This is a genomic window from Planktothrix sp. PCC 11201 (assembly GCF_900009135.1).
Lineage (GTDB): Bacteria > Cyanobacteriota > Cyanobacteriia > Cyanobacteriales > Microcoleaceae > Planktothrix.
On record NZ_LT797693.1, the window covers coordinates 393,948 to 416,110 of the forward strand.

At 39.4% G+C, this 22,163-nt stretch carries 18 protein-coding genes; 7 read left to right on the top strand and 11 right to left on the bottom strand.

The features are described 5' to 3' along the window. Positions 1–162: 162 nt before the first annotated feature. Entirely contained in the window at positions 163–1,419 is a 1,257-nt protein-coding gene (locus tag PL11201_RS06655) for an RNA-guided endonuclease InsQ/TnpB family protein (RefSeq protein WP_079677790.1), read from the top strand. 1 nt (position 1,420) lies between these two features. On the opposite strand, the gene thiL is transcribed toward PL11201_RS06655, so the two are convergent. Continuing rightward, complete coding sequence (gene thiL / locus PL11201_RS06660) at positions 1,421–2,434, bottom strand: thiamine-phosphate kinase (protein ID WP_079677791.1); 1,014 nt, start codon at positions 2,432–2,434, stop codon at positions 1,421–1,423. Between the two features lie 157 nt (positions 2,435–2,591). Beyond that, a complete protein-coding gene (locus PL11201_RS06665; RefSeq protein ID WP_079677792.1) occupies positions 2,592–4,073 on the bottom strand; it encodes an isochorismate synthase in 1,482 nt (493 codons plus the stop codon). A 318-nt stretch (positions 4,074–4,391) separates the two neighbouring features. Here PL11201_RS06665 and menA point away from each other — a divergent pair, with 318 nt between their 5' ends. Together menA and PL11201_RS06675 are read left to right on the top strand one after the other, a co-directional pair. Continuing rightward, positions 4,392–5,291 carry a 2-carboxy-1,4-naphthoquinone phytyltransferase gene (gene menA, locus PL11201_RS06670; RefSeq protein WP_079677793.1) on the top strand — a complete coding sequence of 300 codons (900 nt, stop codon included), beginning with the start codon at positions 4,392–4,394 and terminating at the stop codon, positions 5,289–5,291. Between the two features lie 64 nt (positions 5,292–5,355). Further along, the gene (locus PL11201_RS06675) at positions 5,356–5,772 is read left to right on the top strand and encodes a DoxX family protein (protein ID WP_234996628.1); all 417 of its coding nucleotides are present in this window, start codon (positions 5,356–5,358) and stop codon (positions 5,770–5,772) included. Here the strand turns inward: PL11201_RS06675 and PL11201_RS06680 are convergent. The 3 genes from PL11201_RS06680 to PL11201_RS06690 form a co-directional block, all read right to left on the bottom strand. Continuing rightward, entirely contained in the window at positions 5,750–7,117 is a 1,368-nt protein-coding gene (locus PL11201_RS06680; RefSeq protein WP_079677795.1) for a 2-succinylbenzoate--CoA ligase, read from the bottom strand. The genes PL11201_RS06675 and PL11201_RS06680 overlap by 23 nt on opposite strands. 142 nt (positions 7,118–7,259) lie before the next feature. After that, positions 7,260–7,997 (bottom strand): metal ABC transporter ATP-binding protein, encoded by a 738-nt coding sequence (locus tag PL11201_RS06685; RefSeq protein ID WP_079677796.1) that lies wholly within the window; start codon positions 7,995–7,997, stop codon positions 7,260–7,262. 52 nt (positions 7,998–8,049) lie between these two features. After that, on the bottom strand, positions 8,050–8,997 hold the full coding sequence (locus PL11201_RS06690; RefSeq protein WP_079677797.1) for a metal ABC transporter solute-binding protein, Zn/Mn family: 948 nt from the start codon (positions 8,995–8,997) through the stop codon (positions 8,050–8,052). Positions 8,998–9,335: 338 nt separating this feature from the next. Here PL11201_RS06690 and PL11201_RS06695 point away from each other — a divergent pair, with 338 nt between their 5' ends. Continuing rightward, positions 9,336–11,264 carry a heavy metal translocating P-type ATPase gene (locus tag PL11201_RS06695; protein ID WP_079677798.1) on the top strand — a complete coding sequence of 643 codons (1,929 nt, stop codon included), beginning with the start codon at positions 9,336–9,338 and terminating at the stop codon, positions 11,262–11,264. A 51-nt stretch (positions 11,265–11,315) separates the two neighbouring features. On the opposite strand, the gene PL11201_RS06700 is transcribed toward PL11201_RS06695, so the two are convergent. The 6 genes from PL11201_RS06700 to serA all read right to left on the bottom strand — a co-directional run bounded on the left by PL11201_RS06700 (position 11,316) and on the right by serA (position 18,875). Next, positions 11,316–11,978: a Uma2 family endonuclease gene (locus tag PL11201_RS06700; protein ID WP_079677799.1), complete on the bottom strand. Its 663-nt coding sequence runs from the start codon at positions 11,976–11,978 to the stop codon at positions 11,316–11,318. Positions 11,979–12,066: 88 nt separating this feature from the next. Next, complete coding sequence (locus tag PL11201_RS06705) at positions 12,067–12,930, bottom strand: Tab2/Atab2 family RNA-binding protein (RefSeq protein WP_079677800.1); 864 nt, start codon at positions 12,928–12,930, stop codon at positions 12,067–12,069. A gap of 101 nt (positions 12,931–13,031) precedes the next feature. Beyond that, complete coding sequence (gene sppA / locus PL11201_RS06710; RefSeq protein WP_079677801.1) at positions 13,032–14,855, bottom strand: signal peptide peptidase SppA; 1,824 nt, start codon at positions 14,853–14,855, stop codon at positions 13,032–13,034. Positions 14,856–14,898: 43 nt separating this feature from the next. Next, positions 14,899–15,936, bottom strand: coding sequence for a type 2 isopentenyl-diphosphate Delta-isomerase (gene fni, locus PL11201_RS06715; protein WP_079677802.1), 1,038 nt, complete (start codon positions 15,934–15,936; stop codon positions 14,899–14,901). A gap of 218 nt (positions 15,937–16,154) precedes the next feature. Beyond that, positions 16,155–17,045 (bottom strand): 50S ribosomal protein L11 methyltransferase, encoded by an 891-nt coding sequence (gene prmA, locus PL11201_RS06720; protein WP_079677803.1) that lies wholly within the window; start codon positions 17,043–17,045, stop codon positions 16,155–16,157. Between the two features lie 246 nt (positions 17,046–17,291). Further along, positions 17,292–18,875: a phosphoglycerate dehydrogenase gene (gene serA / locus PL11201_RS06725; protein WP_079677804.1), complete on the bottom strand. Its 1,584-nt coding sequence runs from the start codon at positions 18,873–18,875 to the stop codon at positions 17,292–17,294. A 312-nt stretch (positions 18,876–19,187) separates the two neighbouring features. Between serA and PL11201_RS06730 the strand changes: the two genes are divergently transcribed. The 3 genes from PL11201_RS06730 (at position 19,188) to PL11201_RS06740 (ending at position 22,023) form a co-directional block, all read left to right on the top strand. Next, entirely contained in the window at positions 19,188–19,703 is a 516-nt protein-coding gene (locus PL11201_RS06730) for a hypothetical protein (RefSeq protein ID WP_079677805.1), read from the top strand. A gap of 159 nt (positions 19,704–19,862) precedes the next feature. Then, complete coding sequence (locus PL11201_RS06735) at positions 19,863–20,642, top strand: photosystem II S4 domain protein (protein WP_079677806.1); 780 nt, start codon at positions 19,863–19,865, stop codon at positions 20,640–20,642. A 37-nt stretch (positions 20,643–20,679) separates the two neighbouring features. Beyond that, the gene (locus PL11201_RS06740; protein WP_079677807.1) at positions 20,680–22,023 is read left to right on the top strand and encodes a hypothetical protein; all 1,344 of its coding nucleotides are present in this window, start codon (positions 20,680–20,682) and stop codon (positions 22,021–22,023) included. Positions 22,024–22,163: the final 140 nt, after the last annotated feature.

Sequence of the window (22,163 nt, forward strand, 5' to 3'; positions counted from 1 at the left end):
GGTGGGATATAAGGCAGGTGATAACGATTGCATCTAGTATGGCTTTTTTGCTAGGCAAAAACAAATGCTGGATGTAATCCGAATCACCAATTATTTGATTGAGCTAGTTCACCACAATATCAATTGGCGTTAAAGTATTGTTATCGCCCGAGGTGATGCTGAGTGTTACACAAAGTTGTCCAAGTCCGTTTATATCCATCAAAAGAACAAGAAATACAACTAGCTCAAACATTTGGTTGCGCCCGTTGGTGGTGGAATTATGCTCTGAACAAATCTATTGAGACTTATAAGGAGACGGGTAAAGGACTTGGGCGTGCAGCACTCAACGCATTTCTCCCCCCACTCAAAAAAGCTGAAGATACGGTATGGTTAGCCGACTGTTATAGCCAAGTTTTACAAGCTACAACACTTAATCTAACTACAGCATACAAAAACTTTTTTGAGAAACGTGCCGGATTTCCTAAGTTCAAATCTAAGCAGGGCAAACAGTCAATTCAATACCCTCAAAACGTCAAAATTGTCGATGGTAATGTCAAACTTCCTGGCAATATTGGGATAATCAAAGCCAACATACATAGACCAATTGAAGGGAAAATCAAGACTGTAACTGTTAGTAGAACACCATCAGGCAAATATTTAGCATCTATCCTGACAGAAGTAGAAGGGGAAAACCCTACTGTTTCAGAAGGTAAAATCTATGGTATTGATTTAGGAATCAAACACTTTGCAGTTGTAACTGATGGCGAAAAGGTTTCTAAATACGATAATCCTAAACACCTTGCTAAACATGAGAAAAATCTCAAACGCAAACAGAAGAAATTAGCGCGTAAACAAAAGGGGAGTAAATCCAGAAATAAATATCGTCAAGTTGTTGCCGCATTATACGAACGAGTTAGTAATTCCCGGCAAGATTTTTTACATAAACTTAGTCATAAGTTGGTCAGCGATAGCCAAGCTGTTATAGTAGAGAATCTTCATGTCAAAGGCATGGTTCGTAATCACAATTTGGCAAAAGCAATTTCTGATTGTGGATGGGGAACTTTCACTAATTTCTTAGCCTATAAACTAGAACGAAAAGGTGGGAAGTTAGTCGAGATTGATAGATGGTTTCCCAGTTCTAAACTCTGTTCTAATTGTTTCTATCAAGTCAGTGAGATGCCGTTGGATGTTCGTGAATGGACTTGTCCTGATTGTGGCACTGATCATGACCGTGATGAAAACGCAGCGAGCAATATTAGAGCAGAGGGTATCAGAATACTTGCATTGAGCGCAGTCGAAATGCTAAAGACGGATGGTTCAGCCGTTTCTGCTGTAGGAGGGGATGTCAGACCCCATCTTGGGCGAAAGCCTAAGTTGCGGCATTCCCCTGTGAGTACAGAAGCCGACACTGTACTTGGTACTCCAAGTCAGTGTGGGTAGTTCACCTCCCTGTTATCGGTGAAAAGTGCTGAAATCCTCGACTCAAGGATAGTTTTTCAACAGTTGAGGGTTCAGCATTATCTATTAATAGAATATCTGGGTTAGCAGTAATTTCACCAATAATAGTAGCGGTGGTTCCTAATTGTTGCATCAGGATTTGGGCTTCATCCGCAGCCACAGACAACACTAGTTGAAAGTCTTCGCCCCCATACAAAGCCCAATAAACAGCCTGTTGCGGAGAAACAAAGGTTTTTAAGGCTTGAGAAATCGGAATTTGAGGACGTTGTATTTTAGCCCCGACCTGACTTCCTCGACAAATTTGGACAATCGCATCAGCCAGTCCATCGCTACTATCCATTCCCGCAATTATGGTGTCGGGATGGGAGGCTAACCAGCTTTGCAATTTCGGGACAATATCCAGACGGGGTTGGGGCCGTTGATGGGCTTGGATTAAGGATAAACGCTGATCAGAAGTTAATTCGGTTCCTAATTCGGGATGTAGGAGTAATTCTAATCCAGCCCGGGAGTCGCCATGATCTCCAGTCACGATAATTCTATCCCCAGGACGGGCAACGGAACGCCGAATGGCTAATTTTGGGTTAACCCTTCCTAACGCCGTAATAGAAATACAAGTTACCGCCGACCGACAAATATCCCCGCCCACAATGGGGGTCTGATATTGATTTAAACAGGTGGTTAATCCTTGATAAAGTTGTTCTACCCAGCTAACGGTTTTGTTGCCCGTGATCCCTAAAGCGACGGTAATTCCGAGGGGAAAAGCACCCATAGCCGCCAGGTCGGATAGGTTAACCGCAGCCCCACGCCAACCGACATCAAATGGTGATGTGGTGCGATCGCTAAAATGCACTTCATCCACTAACATATCCGTGGTAATTACTAAGGATTCATCCCCAGAAACCGCCAAAATTGCCGCATCATCCCCCACCATTTCCGAGGGACAAAAACCCTTAACAATTTCCAGTAAACCCTGTTCTCCAATATCTTTAATTAGCATCGTAAATCAGTTATCAGTTATCAGTTGTAGGGGCGGGTTCATCGAGATTCGCGGTGATTAACAAAGATCTAAAAGAACCCGCCCCTACCAGTTATTAGTCTATTACCCATTACCTCTTTCTTACCCATTACCTATTACCTCTTACCTATTACCCATTTCATACCAATGCTCTTAATAAAGCCTGTAACTTTAACTGAATTTCAGCTACTTCTTTTTCCGGTTCTGAACCCGCAACAATTCCGGCTCCCGCATAGAGTCTAGCACGATTTCCGTCTAATAAAGCCGAACGAATCCCCACCACAAATTCCCCATTTCCTTGATGATCAATCCAACCAAGGGGGGCGGCATAAAGAGACCGATCAAAACTTTCATAGTGATGGATATGTTGTTGGGCAATATCTCTGGGAGTTCCCGCCACTGCCGGAGTTGGATGTAATTGTGATAAGATTTCCAAGAGATGAATATTGGTTGAAACTTGACATTTAATCGGTGTCCAAAGGTGTTGAATATTGGTGAGTTGTCTTAAACAAGGTAAATCCGTTAAATCTGGGGTTAAACCCAAACTTAATAACCGTTCGATAATAAAATCTACCACTACTTGATGTTCTCGCAGATTTTTTTCACTATTGAGTAATTCTTGACCTAAATTAATATCTTCGATTGGTGTTTTACCCCGAGGGGCTGAACCCGCCAAGGCATCCGTAATTAATTGATTATTTTTCAGACTAATTAATCTTTCTGGACTCGCCCCAATAAACTGTTGACCCTTGCCATTCCCCGTTGAAAAAATATAGCAATCGGGATATAAAAGTCTTAAATTATTCAAAGAATGAATTAAATTAAAGGGGGTTTTAGACACCACATCAATCGGTTGAGATAGAACTAATTTTTTTAAAGATTTAGATTTAATTAAATCTAAAGCCGAATGGACAGACTGTTTAAATTGTAAATAGGGTTTAGGGTCGGTTTCGACTTGTTGGGTTAATAATAAACTAGGGGTTTTACTTGTAACAGAAGGAATTAAGGTAGTTTTTAACGCATTGATTTGTTGACTTTTATACCAAACATCACTCAAAATATTTTCAATTTTAGAGTTTTTCTTCAAAACAATATTAACAATCAAAATACAGCGATTTTTTTTTCTAATTACTTGCCATTTAGGTAAAAATATGGTAGCGGGAGGGAAATAAACATTTTCCGGTTCACCTGAAGGATTCTGTCGGGAATTTAAGGACAAATTAGGATTAAAATATTGGTCAAAGAAAGTAAAACTACAGCAAAAATAAGGCTTAGGTAAATGGCTATTTTTAGAACCAATAATAACGGTTTTATCTAAACAAGATTGAATAAATTTTTGCGCTTCAAAAAACCTATTTTTTCCGGCTGTCGTGAATTTTAGAGCCGTATCAACCGCCACAAAGGACTCCTCAAATTGAGGTTTTTCAAAATAAAAATGAATTAAATTAGGATGATAAAATTGCTGTAAAATTTCTAAAGGATCAATCCATTCAATTTCATGGGCAATACTCAGAATTTTAGTCTGATAGTCCTGTAATCCATAATTTTGAAACTCTAACAAAAAACGATGCAGTTCTTGGCGATCTTGCAATAACGGGGTTGCAGAAGGAAAAACTGGCATATAAAAAATGAACAAAAAAAGGTTAAAATAGGGAAAACTGTTACCGAAAAATCGTTAACTCATGTTATTTTAATCTATGTTAACGACTTTCAGAGTCATTTACCCCTTATTCATAATCTCCCCTCTAAAAATATTGCCCTCAGTCTGTAAAAAAAGTTCATAATTGAATTATTTTCTCCCGCCCTGGCTTTCCCCCCGCTCTGGTGTTTCCCCCCGCCCCGGTGTTTCCCGACTTCCCTGGCGGAATCTTTTTGCACTTCTCTAGCCTATCAGATAGTGTTATGGGACAATAAACCCGTTAAACCTCCGCGACTTGCTATGACCACAGAATTAATTGCAACCTCAAAAAATAAATTATGGTTAGCGGCAATTAAACCTCCAATGTACAGTGTGGCAATTATGCCAATTTGGGTGGGGACTGCTGTTGCTATCTTTGAAACTTCTACGATTAATTGGAAAATTTTTACCACCTTTATTACATCGGCAATTTTAATTTTAGCATGGGAAAATATCCTCAATGATGTCTTTGACTCAGAAACGGGAATTGACAAAAACAAAGATCATTCTTTAGTCAATTTAACCGAAAATAAATCCCTGGTTATCGCCCTGGGAAATAGCTGTTTAGCCCTAGCAATTTTGGGTTTATTAGTGATTTGTTGGTGGCAACAGGATTTAACGGTTTTAGGGTTAATTCTCCTCTGTTGTGGCTTAGGCTATTTATATCAGGGGCCACCCTTTCGTTTGGGTTATCAAGGTTTAGGGGAATTTTTATGTTTCTTTGCCTTTGGGCCGTTAGGAGTTTCTGCTGCCTATTATAGTCAAACTCAAAACTGGTCTTGGGTCTGTTTAGCCACATCAATTATTGTGGCAATTCCGATTACTTTAGTTCTCTTTTGTTCCCATTTTCATCAAGTCGAAGATGATATTAGTGCGGGTAAAAAGTCCCCGATTGTTCGTTTAGGAACCGAACGGGGGGCAAAACTTTTACCCTGGTTTTGTGGTAGTATTTTTACGCTGACGGGTGGATTTGTCCTCTGGGGAATATTCCCGATTTGGACTCTACTTAGTTTTGTTGCAATTCCCTCTGCGATTAAACTTTGTCGCCATGTCAGTCAATACCATAACCAACCTAGCTTAGTCAGCAATTGCAAGTTTATCGCTATTGCTCTACAGTTTTGGAGTGGCTTATTCTTAGGAATTGGTTTTATTTTAGGTTAATTGAATCTATTGTTAGGGTGGGTCAATTCCACCCAGAAGCAAAAAAGCAACTAGAGGTTAAATAATGATCCAGTTTATTCCCTTAATTGGTAGAACATTTTTAGCAACAATTTTTATACACGCAGCTATTAATAAAATCTTTGATTTTGCCGAAACTCAAACAATGATTACCGGACGAGGACTACCTTTGGCTGGGGTATTATTAGTTATAACTATTGTTTTTGAAATTTTAGGTGGATTATCTTTAGTTTTAGGGTATCAAACTCGTTTAGGAGCTTGGCTTCTGATTGTATTTTTAATTCCCGCTACGGTAATTTTTCATAATTTTTGGGAAGTTCCCTCAGAAAAAATTGATTTTCTCAAGAATTTATCCATTATGGGTGGGTTACTGATGATTACCTATTTTGGAGCCGGGCCAGTGAGTGTTGATGAACATATTACCATGAGTAATACTGATTTTACCGATCCTGATAACCCATAACCCATTCTTGAATCTGTTGTTGATTTAATTTTCCTTGAGAATTGCGAGGTAATTGTTCTACAGAAATCCATAATTTAGGGTGTTTGAATTTAGATAATTTTCCTAAAATTGCCTGTTCTAATTCAACTTCTAAAAGCTGTTTATAATTAGGAACATACACCGCTACCACAATTTCACCCCAATATTGATCAGGTTTTCCAATCACACAAATATCTTTAACCAAACCCGTAGAAAAAATAACTGCTTCTACTTCGGCGGGAAATACATTTTCTCCTCCAGTAATAATTTTATTACTTTGTCTCCTTACTAAAGTTAAATATCCCTGTTCATTCCAATAACCTAAATCATCGGTTGTAAAGCTATTAATTCGTAAGTTTGGCTCAAAATTATCTTGATAATATCCTAACATTAAAGAATCGGCTTTAATCTTAATTATTCCCAGTTGGTTTGTTTTTAATTCTTCTCCATTCTCATTATATATTTTAATTTGAGCATGGGGTAAAACCTTTCCACAGCTATTATTATCTTGTAAAAAATCCGAAGGTCTTAAAGTGACAATTTGGGAAGCGGTTTCTGTCATACCATAAGTTAATGCTAGGGGAATTTGATAAAAACGACTCTGTTCTAATAACTCTAACCAGGGTGGTGCTCCTCCTAATAATACGATCTGAAATTGAGATAACCAACGGGTTAGGGAGGGATATTGTAATAAACGGTGTAATTGAGTAGGAACTAAGGAGATAAAATAGTTAGTAGGATTAAAATTAATCCAATCTTCTGCTTCTACGGTTTTAAAAGACGTTAAAACTAATTGTCCGTTTGTTAAAAGCGATCGCATCCACTGCATTAATCCACTAACATGATAAAGGGGTAAAGCACAAAAAGAATTAATAGTAGGGAACTGAAAATATTGCTGGACACCTATGACTGAAGCCGTTAAACTATCCCAATTATGGACAGTAAACTTAATGTTTCCTGATGTGCCTCCGGTGGGAATCATAATCAAATTTTTGAGAATTTCATGATTGGAATTTAATGGTTTTTGATAATCAGAAATTCGACCTTGAGAAATTAATAAATTAGGTTTAACTAATTGATAAACCTGTATCCATTCCTGTTGTCCCCATTGAGGATTACATAAAAAAACCGGACATTTGGCTGTCACCGCAGCAACAAAAGCCGATAAGAATAAGATAGGATCGGATTCTGATATTAGAATTTTGGGATAATTTTTATTTGAATTAATCCATAAATTGATATTTTGTAAATGAGTTTTAGAAATATCTATTAAACGGTCTTTGTCATTTAAAATTAACCCATTTTGGATTTTATCAATTAGATTCATATTTAACCCTTGCAACGTTGTTTAACCATTTCTATTGCCAAAATTGATCAGAAAAATAAGTTCAAAATCAATCCAGAAGGCATTGAACAAACAAAAACTTCCCAAGTTACTACAAAATTCAAAAAATACAAGAAAAAGCTGATCACCCATAGGTTTGTTCTAACATTTTTGAGGTAATTTGTTGTTCTCCGTGATAGTGTAAACGTCGATTTAAACAGCCAATAGTTTTGACATAGGAAGACATAGTATTAATATCATGGGTAATCATTAAAATTGTCATATATTCATTCAATTTTAATAATAGCTCATAGATATTCGCGCACATTTTGGGGTCAACACTAGCGGTGGGTTCATCAAGGAGTAAAACCTGGGGTTCACTGGCTAAAGCTCTAGCAATAAAAACCCGTTGTCGTTGTCCTCCCGAAAGTTCACCAATGGCGCGATTTTTTAAATCTAACATTTCGACTTTTTCTAAAGCCTGAATCACAATTTCTTCATCTTTTTTTGTATAGGGTTGAAATAAATGACGCTTTCCTAACCGTCCCATTCTGACTACTTCATTCACCCGCACAGGAAAATTGCGATCAAATTCTAAAATTTGCGGGACATAGCCCAAATAACGCCGTCCTTTTGTAACAGAATAACCCATGATTTTTACATCCCCTTTCAATGGTTTTAGCAGTCCTAAAAGCACTTTAATTAATGTAGTTTTTCCTCCCCCATTAGGGCCAATTAATCCGATAAAATCTAATTCATTAACCGTTAAGTTAATCCCCTCTAAAATCGGCTCCTGGGAATCATAACCTGCCCAGACTTCTTTCAAGCGGATGACTTCATTTTTTTGAGAACTTTGTGGGGATAATTCTTGGGGATTTTTCACGGATATAAATGTAAATTTAGGAAGTAAAATCACGGTAAAAAATTAAATTAATTTATGGCTTTAAAGTTTGTGATAACAGTTCAGAAACTTGAAGCAAATTAGTAGACCAATTTTCCTCTAAATCACTAACAAAAATAACTTTTCCTCCGATTTCTTTAGCTATGGTTTCCGCAGAACTGGGATTAAATTCTGGTTGAGCAAAAATTACCTTAATATTCTCTTGTTTGGCTTCAGAAATTAAGTTAGCTAACTCGGCTGCACTAGGTTCCTGTCCTCCTACTTCAATTGATTCTTGTTCTAAGTTATAATCCTTGGCAAAATAACCCCAAGCTGGATGAAAAACGATAAATTTACGGTTTTTGAGCGGGGCTAATTTCTGGCTAATTTGTTGATCTAGTTGGTCAATTTCTGTGATAAAATGATTTAAGTTAACCTGATATTCGGCTTGGCGTTTAGGGTCAATTTTGACTAAGCCATCATAGATATTTTTAGCTTGAGTTTTAACTAATTTAGGAGATAACCAAATATGAGGATCTAAAGTTTCTTCTGCTTGATGGTTTTCACCCTGATGATAATTTTCTATCATGGGTATTCTCTCAATTCCTTGACTCGAATCTATAATTAACATTTTTTGATTAGCGGCTTTAATTCTATCTATCCAAGCCGTTTCAAAAGCAATTCCAGTGGCAATATAAGCCTTAGAATCATTTAAAGATTGTAACTGTTGAGGTTTGGGTTCATAATTATGTAAATCTACTCCAGGAGGAATCATCACATTTACTCTCACATTTTTGCCTCCAATTTTTTCAACAAAATATTTTTGGGGCATAATGCTAACAGTAATATCAACAGTATTATTAACAGTTTCATCTGCTATTTGTTTGGCTTGATGGTTGTTATTCTCAACCGAACTTTTCGGTGTAGAAACGGTGTTACACCCACTAATTACACTCATACCCCATAACAGTATTACCATTCCGGCGTAAACCGAAAATCTCATCTTGATGTCCTCAATGCAGTTTTGCACCCCATCAGCCAAACAGAATAAAGGTAGGATGGGAATATGGTCGGTTTAAGTATAATGATAATCGTTTTCAAAATTTTTGGCAAGAAGGTTGGATTTTCGTGGCGGTGTCTTCGCCAAAGTCGGCCAAACAAATTATTCCCCAAACCTCAGACCGTCCCCCTCTGTAGAGGCAAACTTAAAGGATGGAATATTAACCCTAGATGTCTTTGAATAATCAAACTGAGTCGTCAACAGTCAACTTATCCAAAATCTAAAGTACAAAATTCTTGATCACGGTTTATGCTAAAAAAAGTATTTTATATTCTTTTATAATGACTCAACGTTCTAATCCTCTAATTTCTGTGCAGGGCTTTTTTCAGCACTATTCTGAAATAATGGCGACGGTAGTTTGCGCTGTTTTAGTATTTATTGGTTGGATATGCTTACAAATAGGTTGGGTGGGATTAGCATTTTTGGCCCTACCCATTGCCTATGTTATCGGCGGTTATGGAAGTGCCAAAGACGGGTTAACAACTCTCGTAGAAGAAAAACAATTTGATGTTAATTTATTAATGATTGTGGCTGCATTAGGGGCAGCTTTTTTAGGAGTTTGGAAACAAAATTATTCTCTAATTATAGATGGTGGAATCTTAATTTTAATTTTTACTTTGAGTGGTGCATTAGAAAGTATTGCGATGAAACATACGGAACGCAATATTGAAAAATCAATGCAATTGATCCCCGATACAGTTAGGGTAATTGATAATCAACAAGAGCAACAAATCCAAATTAATCAATTAAAAATAGGAGATGTTATTTTAATCAAACCTGGGGAAATAATTCCTACCGATGCGATTATTTTATCGGGGAATAGTTCGATAAATCAAGCTGCGATTACCGGGGAGTCGATGCCCGTAGATAAAACCGTTGGTGATCAAGTATTTGCCGGAACATTAAATGGCAATGGGGTGTTAAAATTAAAAGTCCATCAACCTCCTGAAAGTAGTTTAATTCAACGAGTAATTAAGTTAGTTGAACAGGCGCAAACCGATGCACCTCCATCTCAAAAATTTATGGAAAAATTTGAACACAGTTATGCTAAAGTTATTATATTAACGGGTCTGGGATTAGCAATTATACCGCCTTTATTTTTAGGTTGGGATTGGGAAACTACAATTTATCGAGCTTTAATTTTTTTAGTAGTTGCTTCTCCCTCTGCATTATTAGCCTCGATTATGCCCACATTATTATCAGGAATAGCGAATGGGGCAAGACATGGAATTTTATTTAAAAATGGGGCGCAATTAGAAAAAATTGGACGAATTAATGCGATCGCTTTTGATAAAACTGGAACCTTAACAACGGGAAAATTAAATATTGTTGATATTATTCCTATGGCGGGTATATCAGAAACAGAATTATTGCAATTAGCGGTGGCGGTGGAGTTGGTTTCTGAACATCCAATTGGACAAGCAATTACCCAATTTGCCCAGGAAAAAAATATTCCTCGAATTACAGCCGTTAATGTTGCAACTCAAATCGGGGAAGGAATTATTGGAAAAGTGGATGAAGACCATATTTTTGTCGGGAAATTAGAGTGGATTTATCAACATAATATTTATGTTAGTCCTGAATTGGTAGAAATTAGTGACCATTTAGAAACCGATGGTAAAACCGTAGTTTGGGTAGCACAAAATCATCAAACTTTAGGATTAATTGCCGTGACGGATACGGTGCGTTTAGAGGCGAAAACCTTAATTAAGAATCTGAAAAAATTTGGCATTGAACAGGTCGTCATGCTAACCGGAGATCATCAGCGAACTGCCGATAGTGTGGCAAAACAGTTAAATATTGATCTGGTTTATGCTAATTTATTACCAGAGGATAAATTAACAATTATTCGACAGATAAAAAATCGTTATCCAGGGGTGGCAATGGTGGGAGATGGAATTAATGATGCCCCAGCTTTAGCATTAGCTGATGTGGGAATAGCCATGGGTGGTGCGGGAAATGATGTGGCGTTAGAAACCGCAGATATTGTGTTAATGACGGATCAATTAGGCAAGATCTTAAAAGCGATTAAATTAGGTCGTCGAGCTAATCGAGTTATTAAACAAAATATTGCTTTTTCTCTTTTGTTTATTATATTATTATTAATCTTTAATTTCTTAGGATTAATTAATATGCCCATGGGGATAATCGGACACGAAGGATCAACGTTATTGGTAACTTTAAGTGGTTTACGGTTATTAAGGAATTAACAGAAACCTGGTTTCTTGAAGAAACCAGGTTTTGAGGTTATGTTAAGGATTTTATAGATTAATAATTTGTTGGGAAAACCAGAAAGCGGCGTTAAAATTATTGGTTTTTTCGAGTTGTTCTAAGGTTAATTCTAATAAAGCGATCGGCAATCCATTCAAAGCAATAGAAGTATTGATTTCTTGATATTTACCATTGTCTTGTAAGCGAAAAGCGATCGCCCGTTTTCCTCGAATATCAATTACCCAATATTCCGGTATTCCTAATCCAGCATAGAGTTGTTTTTTCTCATCTAAATCTATTGCTAAAGTCGTATCGGAAATTTCTCCAACTAAATCGGGAACTCGCCATTGTTCTAAATTAATTCTGCGGGGTTCTCCTTCCTGCCATTTGGGAGAATTTTCACCAATATATAATACTTTATCCGGTGAAGCTCCTCGCTGTTTAGGTTTTTCAATCACACATCCTCCTAAAAGATCAACTAACAGATCAGGTTGACGGGCAAACCAAAACCCAAAAACCAAAGTTAATAATTCATTAAATCGAGCGTGATTAATTCCTTCATTACCCATATCAATCCACAAATAGCCTTGATTAAAACTAATATTATAGTCCTGCAAATGGGGATTGTTCACAAAATCCAAATAATCCTCCCAGGTCGCCGGTTGCCATTGCGTTTTTTGAGCAGATTCAGGAATAGAAACTAGAGTTGTCATGGTTTCATCCTAACTAAGAAACAAAGTATAGACTATTTTAACATAGGATTAAAGATGGTGCGCAGGCCCAGCACACGCACCCTAAACATTAGAACTGTAGTTCTTGTAATAACCAAAATCCGGCAAAAGATTCAGAATTGGGGTCAGATTGAACCGCTAAAAAATGTACATTTTTGGCTTTTTGTTTGGCGAGTTCAAAATTTTGGGCTTCTGTTTGGGTTTTACTATCGGGTAAATTGGCTAAAATCCAACTTTCACTTTCCCCGGTTTCTAATAATAAATTAGGACGGGAATCCTGATCTAATCGTAAATAAGCTAACTCTAATCCCGACATCCAAGCCGCTAAAGGATTAGCCCGAGAGGAATAAATAATTAACCCAGGAATGGGGGTTTCTGGTGTTAATCCGACCATCGGTAATCCGAAGGCTTCACCAAAGCTAATATCCCATTCCGAGAAGTCAGAAAAAGCACCTGCTTCTAAGGTCACAAAAGCCCATTTATCCCCCTGCAAAGCATCAGGAAGGGGCTGGGGTTGAGATGCGATAAATTGAACCGAAGGATTAACCCCCGCTTGATAATTTTCCAACGTGGGATAATAGGTTTCTATGCGTTGGTTTAACCATTGATAGAGGGCATAGGTACGCCGACTAGCCGAGGCAGGAATGGCTAATTCTTTACAGGATTTAGAAATCATATTCGCCATCGGACGACGGAAAAAGCGAATCCGAGAGGGGGGTGTGGGGGCGGTGGCGATCACATTTTCAATTGCCTCTTTTAGCCAAATTGAGTTGACTTGGTTACTGGGGCAAACCTGGGTGTAGCGAAACATTGTCTCGGCGCTATCTTCAATATTGAGCGGGGTTTCACAGATTAAGACTTCCCAAACTTTTTTCCCTTCTTCGTCCCGCAGGGGGCGGCTATAAAAATCGAGTTCCCAAATAGTTGATTTCATCAATGACTGGATTTTGTGGGTAATTAACGTCTAAAAATAAATCCTACCAGCAATTAGGGTTAAGCTGTAGCTAAGGATTCATTTTTCAGGGATTAACTCACTCATTCTATCGTTAAATTAAACGGTAAACGGGTATAAATTCCTTTCGGGTCATTCATTTCTTTAATCATCAATAATTCCTCTTGCAGTCTGAGAAATTCACGGGTGAGGGGATCAACGGGGGTCGGTATTTTTGTTAGGTTATCTCCGGCTAAATTCTCTAAAATTCGTTCTTCTAATGTCCGAGGTTTAGCGGGTTCTTTGAGTGTCCAATCCTCTCCTAAATTAGCTTTTTTGGCTGCCGCCGCGATCGCCGCATCTAACCCCCCAATTTCATCGACTAACCCTAACTGTTTCGCCTGTGAACCCGACCAAACTCGCCCTTGGGCAATTTCTTGAACCTTATTTTTAGGTAACTTACGATGGGTGGCTACGTTAGAAATAAAGCGATCATAAATTAAGTTAACCACCTTTTGTAACCGAGCTAATTCCTCGGGACTTTTTGGCCGACTATTAGTTTGAATATCCGCAAACTTACTGGTTTTAACAATATCCCAGGTAATCCCATTGTTACTAGCAATATCTTGAATATTAAACAGTAATCCAAACACCCCAATTGATCCGGTCACCGTATTAGCCTGGGCAAAAATTTGATCCGCACCCATGGCAATCCAATATCCCCCGGAAGCGGCAAAATTCCCCATAGAAACTATCACAGGTTTTTGTTTTCTGATCAGTTCCACTTCCCGCCCAATCACTTCCGAAGCTGTGGCACTGCCCCCGGGACTATTAACCCGTAAAACCACCGCTTTTACCTGTTCATCTAAGCGTAATTTTCTTAATTCTTTGGCTAACCGATCGCTTCCAATTTGGCTAGAAGTTCCTCTCCCATCGACAATTTCGCCTTCAGCATAGATGATGGCAATTTTATTTTTACTATTTTGATTACCATTATTAATATCAGCAACTTCAGGGATTTTAGAATAGGAATTAATACTAATTTGCCGGAATTGTTGACTTTTATCCTGGGATTCTCCTGTCATTTTTTTGAAGTCTGTAATCACTTCATCACTATAGGCAACTTGATCAACTAATTTTCCTTTTAAAGCCGTATCTGCTAATAAAATACCTTCAGTATTAGAAAAGGCTTGTAACTGTTGGGGTGTTACTTTGCGACTGGGTGCAATGGTTCTTAACCATTCTCCCCATAAATCTCCTAATAGTTTTTGAGTTTGTTCTCGATTTTCTGGACTTAATTTTTTCAGTACAAAAGGTTCAACGGCTGCTTTATATTTTCCCACCCGAATCACCTGCACCCCAATACCATATTTTTCTAAAGCTCCGGTTAAAAACATGACTTGAGAACTTAACCCTTTAATATCTAAAGAACCCAAGGGATTAATCACGACTTGATTCGCAACCGAAGCTAAATAATATTCGGGTGCTGTCCAATCAATATCATAAGCAATAATGGTTTTTCCACTCTGTTTAAATCGTTGTAAGGCTTGACGAATTTCTTTTAAATTAGCTAATCCTGTAGAAATAGGAGTATTAGTTCCTTGCAAATAAAGGGCAACAATTTTATCATCTTGACTGGCTTGATCAATCGTTTGAACTAAGGTTCTTAACTGAATTGAAGTCGGACTATCCTCTGATAAAAGTTCCTGTAAGGCTTCAGAGGTTGAGGGATTAGGCCCCGTATCACTCACACTCAAGGAGAGGTCAAAAACTAAAACGGATTTATCCTTAACTAATGGCCCAGACTCTTGATTTGCCATTAGAATTACTAGGAAAATTAATCCTCCAATGCCTAGAGTGGTAGTCAAGACCAGTCCAATTAAGTTTCCTAATAAACTGGCAAATGTAAATTTTAAAAAATCTTTCATATTATTAATAAACGGGATAATTTCATTTAATGGGTTGCGGGGTTTAGGGTTTAGGTTTCAAGGCTCCTGATGTTTGCAAATCATTTAGAGTACGATTATTGGTACAAAATAGCACGGTGATCAATTCTGCTTTTAAAATCTCTACTAAAGTATAGACTGCTGCTTCCGATTCGGCGGCGGCTTGCAAAAACGGCCAAGCAAACCCAGCTAAATTCGCACCCAGGGCGATCGCTTTAGCCGCATCTAAACCACTGCGTAGCCCCCCCGAAGCAATTAAGGGAATATCGGGAGACACTTCTCGAATCCTGGTAATACAATCGGCCGTGGGTATGCCCCAATTGGCAAAGGTTTCCCCTAGACGACGCTGTAGGGGGTCTAGGGCGCGTTCTCCTTCGATTTTAGCCCAGGAGGTTCCCCCCGCCCCTGCCACGTCAATAGCGGTCACTCCTGCCTCAATTAATCGTTTGGCCATGACGGCATCAATCCCATTTCCGACTTCTTTGGCAATTACTGGAACCCGAAGTTGAGTACATAATTGTTCTATTTTATGAAATAATCCTTTAAAATTGGTATCTCCTTCGGTTTGAATACATTCTTGTAAAGGATTTAGATGTAAAATTAAGGCATCGGCTTCTAATAAATCAATGGTTTTTAAACACTGTTCTAAACCATATTCATAGTTTAATTGAACGGCTCCTAAATTGGCAAAGAGTAAAATATTAGGGGCGAGCGATCGCACGGCAAAAGTATCAGCTACATCGGGATTTTCCACAGCTACCCGTTGGGAACCGACTCCCATGGCAATCTGATAATGTTCAGCCACGGCCGCTAACCGATAATTAATTAATTTTGCCTGTTCTGTGCCTCCAGTCATGGAGGAAATTAATAGGGGCGCTCCTAATATTTTACCTAAAAATGATGTGGTGATATCAATTTCGCTACGGTTTAAATCGGGTAAACAACAATGGGTAAAGTCATAACGTTCTAACCCCGTTGTTGTTTGTCGAAACTGCACATCTTCTTCTAAACAAATTCTTAGGTGATCAGCTTTTCTATTTTCAATTTGATTGGGAAATACCATATTCAGTTATCAGTTAACAGTGTAAGAGTTATCAGTGTAAGAGTTATCAGTGATCAGTTGACAGTAAAGAGTGCATTGTTAATATGTGTGGGCTAAAATAAAAACAGTTAACTGGTACGGGCGGGTTCATCGAGATGCGCGGTGATTAACTCATATCTAAAAGAACCCGCCCCTACAACTGATAACTGATAACTGTTAACTGATGACTGATGACTGAATTAGGATCGTCGAATATTAAAACAACACCAGTCTTGACGACGCCAGAGGGTAGCAACGACCCAGCCCTGTTGTTCTAAAGTATCTGCAATTGGTTTAGCCTGATCCATTAAAATCCCGCTTAAAATTGCCCAAGTATTTTTCTTGGATATGGCATTAAATTGAGGAATTAAATCGATAATCACTTCTGCTAAAATATTACAAACAATTCCATCTACAGGTTGCTCTACTGCTTGAATTACTTGCTCAATACTGCCATCTTGAATATTAATTCTTTCTGGTGAAATTTGGTTTAATTCGCAATTTTCGTAAGTTGAACGAGTCGCTAACGGATCATTATCAACTGCATACACCTTAGAAGCTCCTAACAAAATTGCCCCAATTGATAAGATACCAGAACCGCAACCAATATCTGCAATCACCGCTTGGTTGTGTTCTCCGCCCAATCGCATTTCCAAAGATTCTAAACACAGTTGAGTTGTGGCGTGGGTTCCGGTTCCAAAGGCAACCCCGGGATCTAAACGTAATAGGATGCGATCGGGATTTTCGGGTAATGCTAACCAAGCCGGGTAAACTAAAAAGCGATCGCCAATTGGTGTGGGTTCCCAATATTGTTTCCAACTACTTGACCAGTCCTGTTCATCAATTAAATCCCAAGTCACCGCCGGAATTGGCATTTCTAAACATAACGCATCTTGACGTAACAATAAAGCCAGGGCTGCTAAATCTAGTAAATGGGCTTTTTCTTCGGGGAGATAGGCTGATAACAAGCAGGAATTATTCTTTATTTGACTCGCTGTTCCTCGACAACCAAATGCTTCCATACGCCAAAAAACGGCATCTTCTAGCATCGGATCACACAATACTTTAATTTCCCACCAACTATTAGCCATAATCAGTAATCAGTAATCAGTTATCAGTCATTAGTTATCAGTTATTAGTCATCAGTCATCAGTTAACAGTGTAAGAGGTATCAGTCATGAGTTGACAGTAAAGAATTCATGGTTAATAGTTAATTTTTGTGGGCTATAAACTGTTAACTGGTACGGGCGGGTTCTTTTAGATCTTTATTAATTACCGAGCATCTCGATGAACCCGCCCCTACAACTGATAACTGTTAACTGATCACTGATAACTGATTAAAGCGTTACGGTATAAGCATCGCGGATGCCAGCCACTTTGATGATTTCTGCAAGAATACCTTCAGGCAACGGATCATCAAGACTCAAGACCATGACAGCCTCGCCCCGAACAATTTTACGTCCGACCTGCATACTGGCAATATTGACATTAAAGCTGCCCAAAAGTGAGCCAATTTTACCAATAATCCCCGGTACATCCCGATGGAGGGTAAACAACATATAGCGGGTGGGAGGAACGTTAATAGGGAAATCGTCCACACTGGTGATCCGAATTTCGTGATCGCCTAATAGGGCTCCGGTCACTGAATGCGTCCCTAAACTCCCCTTTGCTTCTAAATGTAGCGATCCCGTGTAGTCCATCAAAGAAGCATCCCGGGTTTCAATTACTCGGATACCCCGTTCCTTTGCTTCAATACTGGCGTTCACATAGTTAACCCGCTCCCGTAAGGCTTGGGACAGTAACCCTTTCAGAGAAGCCACCACCACCGCTTGGCTTTTCGTTCCGGCCAGTTCTCCTTGCAAACGGACATCGAGAAAATCGATCCGTCCCCCAGCTAATTGACCCACCATGTTCCCCAGGGTTTCCGCCAATTGCAGATAGGGTTTGAGTTTTTCCAAAACATCGGGATATAACCCCGGAATATTCACCGCAGAGCGGGCTGGCAGGCCCAATAACACATCCCGAATTTGTTCAGCGACATCGATCGCCACATTAACTTGAGCTTCCTCTGTCGAGGCTCCCAGGTGGGGTGTGAGAACAATTTTAGAGCCCAATTCCCGCAGGGGAGAATCCGCTTCTAGGGGTTCATTTTCAAAGACATCCAGGGCCGCCCCGGCAATTTGGCCAGTTCGTAGAGCATCAGCTAGGGCTGCTTCATCAATCACACCGCCCCTAGCACAGTTAATCAGGCGGGCGGTGGGCTTCATCTTGGCGAAGACTTCCGCATTAAACAGATGGTAGGTTTCTTTGGTTTTGGGGATATGCAGCGTAATATAATCGGACTCCTGAACCAAGAGATCCAAGTCCACTAACCGACAACCAATTTGATCCGCTCGTTCTTGGGATATAAAGGGATCATAGGCCAAAAGTTTCATCCCCATTGCCTTTGCTGCGGCGGCAAAGTGGGAACCAATTTTACCTAAACCCACAATTCCGAGGGTTTTCTTGTAAACTTCCACACCCACGAAGCTTTTACGATCCCACTTGCCACTTTTCACCGATTGGTTCGCATCGGGGATATAGCGAGACATGGATAACATCATTGCCAGGGCGTGTTCGGCGGCGGCAATGGTATTTCCTTCGGGGGAGTTGACCACCACAATTCCTTTGCGGGTAGCGGCGGGAATATCCACGTTATCCACACCGACACCAGCCCGACCAATAATTTTTAAGTTATCGGCGGCTTCAATAATTTCTTGGGTTACACGGGTTCCAGACCGGATCATCAAAGCATCATACTCTGGAATAATCCGCACCAGTTCTTCTGGGGGTAAACCTATTTTGACATCCACCTGAGCCACTTGAGACAGGATGTCTATACCAACTTGATCGATAGAATCGGATACGAGAACCTTAGACATGATTTAGGAAAATGATTGCAATAGCGGGAAACGAAACATGACCCCCGGACAAAATCCGCTAGGGGAGGGGGAAGTTCGGGAGAGTTTTCATCAGCTATTTTCTCTCCCCAATACGGTCTGTATAAATACCGCAGTAGGTCATTTTAACTGTTAATGGGTATATTCACTGCGAATTCTTGGAAAAAATTTATGGAGGGGAATGGGCAATGGGGAATGGGCAATGGACAATTCAGAGCCTCTGGGGAATCGAGATCAGACCCGAGATTGTGTAGACTAACAATAGATTGATAGCCTATTCTGAACCGTTATCCTATGAACTATCTTGTCACTGTCCTGGCCGATCGCTTTCAAGCAGAAACGGCCTATGTTGAATTAGAAAAAGAAGGTGTGCCCACCACTCAAATCAGTATTCTAGGAAAAGGTTATAAAACCGCCGATGAATTTGGCTTAATTGACCCGAATGAAAGCGCCATTAAACAAGTTAAATTAATGGCAACTTGGTTAATTCCCTTTGGATTTGTTTCGGGTTTTTGCTTTAGTTTAATTACGGGATTAGATACCTTTGCCTGGGCGGGAGTTCTGGGAAATCATTTAATTGGTGCGGTGCTCGGCGGCATTTCAGGGGGGCTAGGGAGTATATTAGCCGGGGGTGGCGTCGGATTAATTGTTGGGGGCGGCGATGCTTTACCCTACCGTAACCGCCTGAATGCGGGGAAATATTTAGTCGTGGTTACGGGTTCGGAAACCCTGATGCGCAAAGCTAATCGGATTTTAAGAGACTTAGAACCGGAAAATATTCAAGGGTATACCGTGGGGGAAAATGAATAATTAAAATAGGCGGAATTGATCATGAAATCTATCCCTTTTCTTTCTAGGTATTTTTAATCATTTAGAAAGAAAACTCCTCAAAATCAATCGCATTTTTAATTAAAAATGTTATCATAATAATAGCATAAATTTTCATCTTCCCTCACCTAAAATCCCCCCATGTTACCCAGAGAAGAACTCCTAAAAGGCATTGAAAATCGAGATAGTCTAGCCCGGGTGATCGACTTGGCAGAACAAGCCCTGAAAACCTGGGAAATTACCCTAACCGATTTCCTTTCTCCCCCGGAATTGGCGGAATCTCAAAAGGTGTTTAGCCGATTAACAGAAGTACAAATGCTCCCCTGGGGCGGTTACCCCCAAGCGGAACGCCAACGGTTAGGAATTGCCAGATCTGAACTTCCTATTGATCAAACTCAAGTTAGCGTTATTGTGTTAGAAATATCGGGTAATTTTCTCTTTGACCCGGCTACCCATCGAGACTTTTTAGGGTCGATGTTAGGGACAGGAATTGTCAGGGATAAAACTGGGGATATTATTGTTTTGGGAGAACGGGGTGCCCAAACAATTGTTACTCCAGAATTGGCGGATTTTTTAGAGTTAAATCTGACTCAAGTTCGGTCTGTTCCGGTGAAAACTCGACGAATTGATCCCGGTGAATTAAAGGTTAGAGAACCAAAGAAGAAAGAGTTAACCACGGTAGAAGCTTCCATGCGTTTAGATGCGATCGCTTCTGCTGGATTTGGGATGTCTCGTAGCAAGATGGTGAGTTTAATTGATGGGGGAGATGTGCGGGTGAATTGGAAGGAAATTACCCAAGCGAGTTATCAATTAAAGTCGGGGGATTTAATCGCTATTCGGGGAAAAGGACGGTTAGAAGTTAAGGATATGGCTATTACTAAAAAACAAAGATATCGAGTTGAATTAACCCGCTATCAGTAATCAGTTTTTACTGGATAATTTAAGGAGAATATTAGTCATGGTTAGACTTTATGATCAATCCTTTGAAATTTTAAAAAGAGAATTGCAAAAAAATGCTCAGAAAGATTTAGTCGGGGAAGTGGGGGCAGAAATTATTCTGAAACGTTTGGAAAAAATGCGATCGCAGCCAGGAGAACCCCTGACTTTAGATGAGTTAAATAACTTAGTTTCCGATCAATTTCCTGACTTTAATCAATCGGTTTTAAAGCAAGCTGCAAAAGCAAATCATCCCCCCGGAATTGGGTCTAAAATGCTTTTAGGTACAGCCATTTTAGGGGGATTTGTAGGAATTGTGGCTCTCGCTAATTTACCCTATCCGATGATTCGCTTTCCCGTTTCAAAAACCGTACCTATTTTATTAATTCCCAGTTACATTAGTATGGATTATAACTATCGACAAGCGGTGTCCTTAGTCGAACAATCCGATCAATTAATTAATCAAGCTACGGCAATTACAGATATTGAATTAGGTATTAAAAAAGTCGAAAAATCTCAACAGCATCTGGATAAACTCCCCGTTTGGTTTTTAGGGTATTATCCTCAAGCTTACTGTTCCTTTATGGGTTGTGTTTGGCGATTTACCTTCGATGAATATGAAAGTGCGAGAAAGAATATTGGCCGGATGGAATCTAAAATTTTTCAAGAACAAAATGCTTATCAAGCATATACAAAAGCTGAACAATTAATCAAAGAATCTCAAAAAAACTTCTCCAAACTTAGCGCTGGAAATCAACAACAACAGATGATTAACCAGTGGCAAAATGCTATTGATCAATTAGATAAAATTCCCTCCGCAACCTTAGCCGGAAAATTAGCTGAAAAAGACTTAGAAACCGCCAAACGAGATTTTCAAGAAAAACTGGGATTTGTCGCGGGAACAATTAAAGGAAATACCTTAATTGATGCGGGGATGCAGTTTGGAATTCAGGCTGCAAAAGCCGCTCAAAATCCGCCTCATACCGCCAAACAATGGGAACAAGTAATTAAATTATGGCAAGAAGCTATTCGTCGCTTAGAACAAGTTCCAACGGATAATCCTAGTTATTTGGATGCTCAGAAAAAATTAGCTGAATATCAATCTAATTTAGGGAGTTCCGAAAGTCGGTTACAAGCGGAAAAAGACGCGGTAGAATCTGTTAAACAGGCAAAAGCTGCGATTGCTCAATGGCAAACCTCAGCCCGTTCTAAAGAGCCTAATATTGGTTCCTTAATTGGTCAATTAACTGATATTATTAGTATATTAGAACAGGTTCCCGCAGGGACAACGGTTAGCGCAGAAGCCCAAAAATTATTAGGATCGGCACGACATACCCATGATAAGTTATCAGAAAAATGGGTTTAAAACCCCTAAGTTCCACCGTGGAGAGAAGGTCAGTCTTTCTGTAAAGAAAGCACATCTCGGCGAAGCGTCAACCCGTCCAGAATTTCAGCAGTTGTCAATCTTTGATTTGTTGAAATAGATGGAATCCCCGCCCGTTTTAC

Coding starts and splice junctions, on each gene's coding strand:
- thiL (WP_079677791.1), bottom strand. CDS start 2,434: ATGCTAATTAAAGATATTGGAGAACAGGGTTTACTGGAAATTGTTAAG.
- PL11201_RS06665 (WP_079677792.1), bottom strand. CDS start 4,073: ATGCCAGTTTTTCCTTCTGCAACCCCGTTATTGCAAGATCGCCAAGAA.
- menA (WP_079677793.1), top strand. CDS start 4,392: ATGACCACAGAATTAATTGCAACCTCAAAAAATAAATTATGGTTAGCG.
- PL11201_RS06675 (WP_234996628.1), top strand. CDS start 5,356: ATGATCCAGTTTATTCCCTTAATTGGTAGAACATTTTTAGCAACAATT.
- PL11201_RS06680 (WP_079677795.1), bottom strand. CDS start 7,117: ATGAATCTAATTGATAAAATCCAAAATGGGTTAATTTTAAATGACAAA.
- PL11201_RS06690 (WP_079677797.1), bottom strand. CDS start 8,997: ATGAGATTTTCGGTTTACGCCGGAATGGTAATACTGTTATGGGGTATG.
- PL11201_RS06695 (WP_079677798.1), top strand. CDS start 9,336: ATGACTCAACGTTCTAATCCTCTAATTTCTGTGCAGGGCTTTTTTCAG.
- PL11201_RS06700 (WP_079677799.1), bottom strand. CDS start 11,978: ATGACAACTCTAGTTTCTATTCCTGAATCTGCTCAAAAAACGCAATGG.
- PL11201_RS06705 (WP_079677800.1), bottom strand. CDS start 12,930: ATGAAATCAACTATTTGGGAACTCGATTTTTATAGCCGCCCCCTGCGG.
- sppA (WP_079677801.1), bottom strand. CDS start 14,855: ATGAAAGATTTTTTAAAATTTACATTTGCCAGTTTATTAGGAAACTTA.
- fni (WP_079677802.1), bottom strand. CDS start 15,936: ATGGTATTTCCCAATCAAATTGAAAATAGAAAAGCTGATCACCTAAGA.
- prmA (WP_079677803.1), bottom strand. CDS start 17,045: ATGGCTAATAGTTGGTGGGAAATTAAAGTATTGTGTGATCCGATGCTA.
- serA (WP_079677804.1), bottom strand. CDS start 18,875: ATGTCTAAGGTTCTCGTATCCGATTCTATCGATCAAGTTGGTATAGAC.
- PL11201_RS06730 (WP_079677805.1), top strand. CDS start 19,188: ATGAACTATCTTGTCACTGTCCTGGCCGATCGCTTTCAAGCAGAAACG.
- PL11201_RS06735 (WP_079677806.1), top strand. CDS start 19,863: ATGTTACCCAGAGAAGAACTCCTAAAAGGCATTGAAAATCGAGATAGT.
- PL11201_RS06740 (WP_079677807.1), top strand. CDS start 20,680: ATGGTTAGACTTTATGATCAATCCTTTGAAATTTTAAAAAGAGAATTG.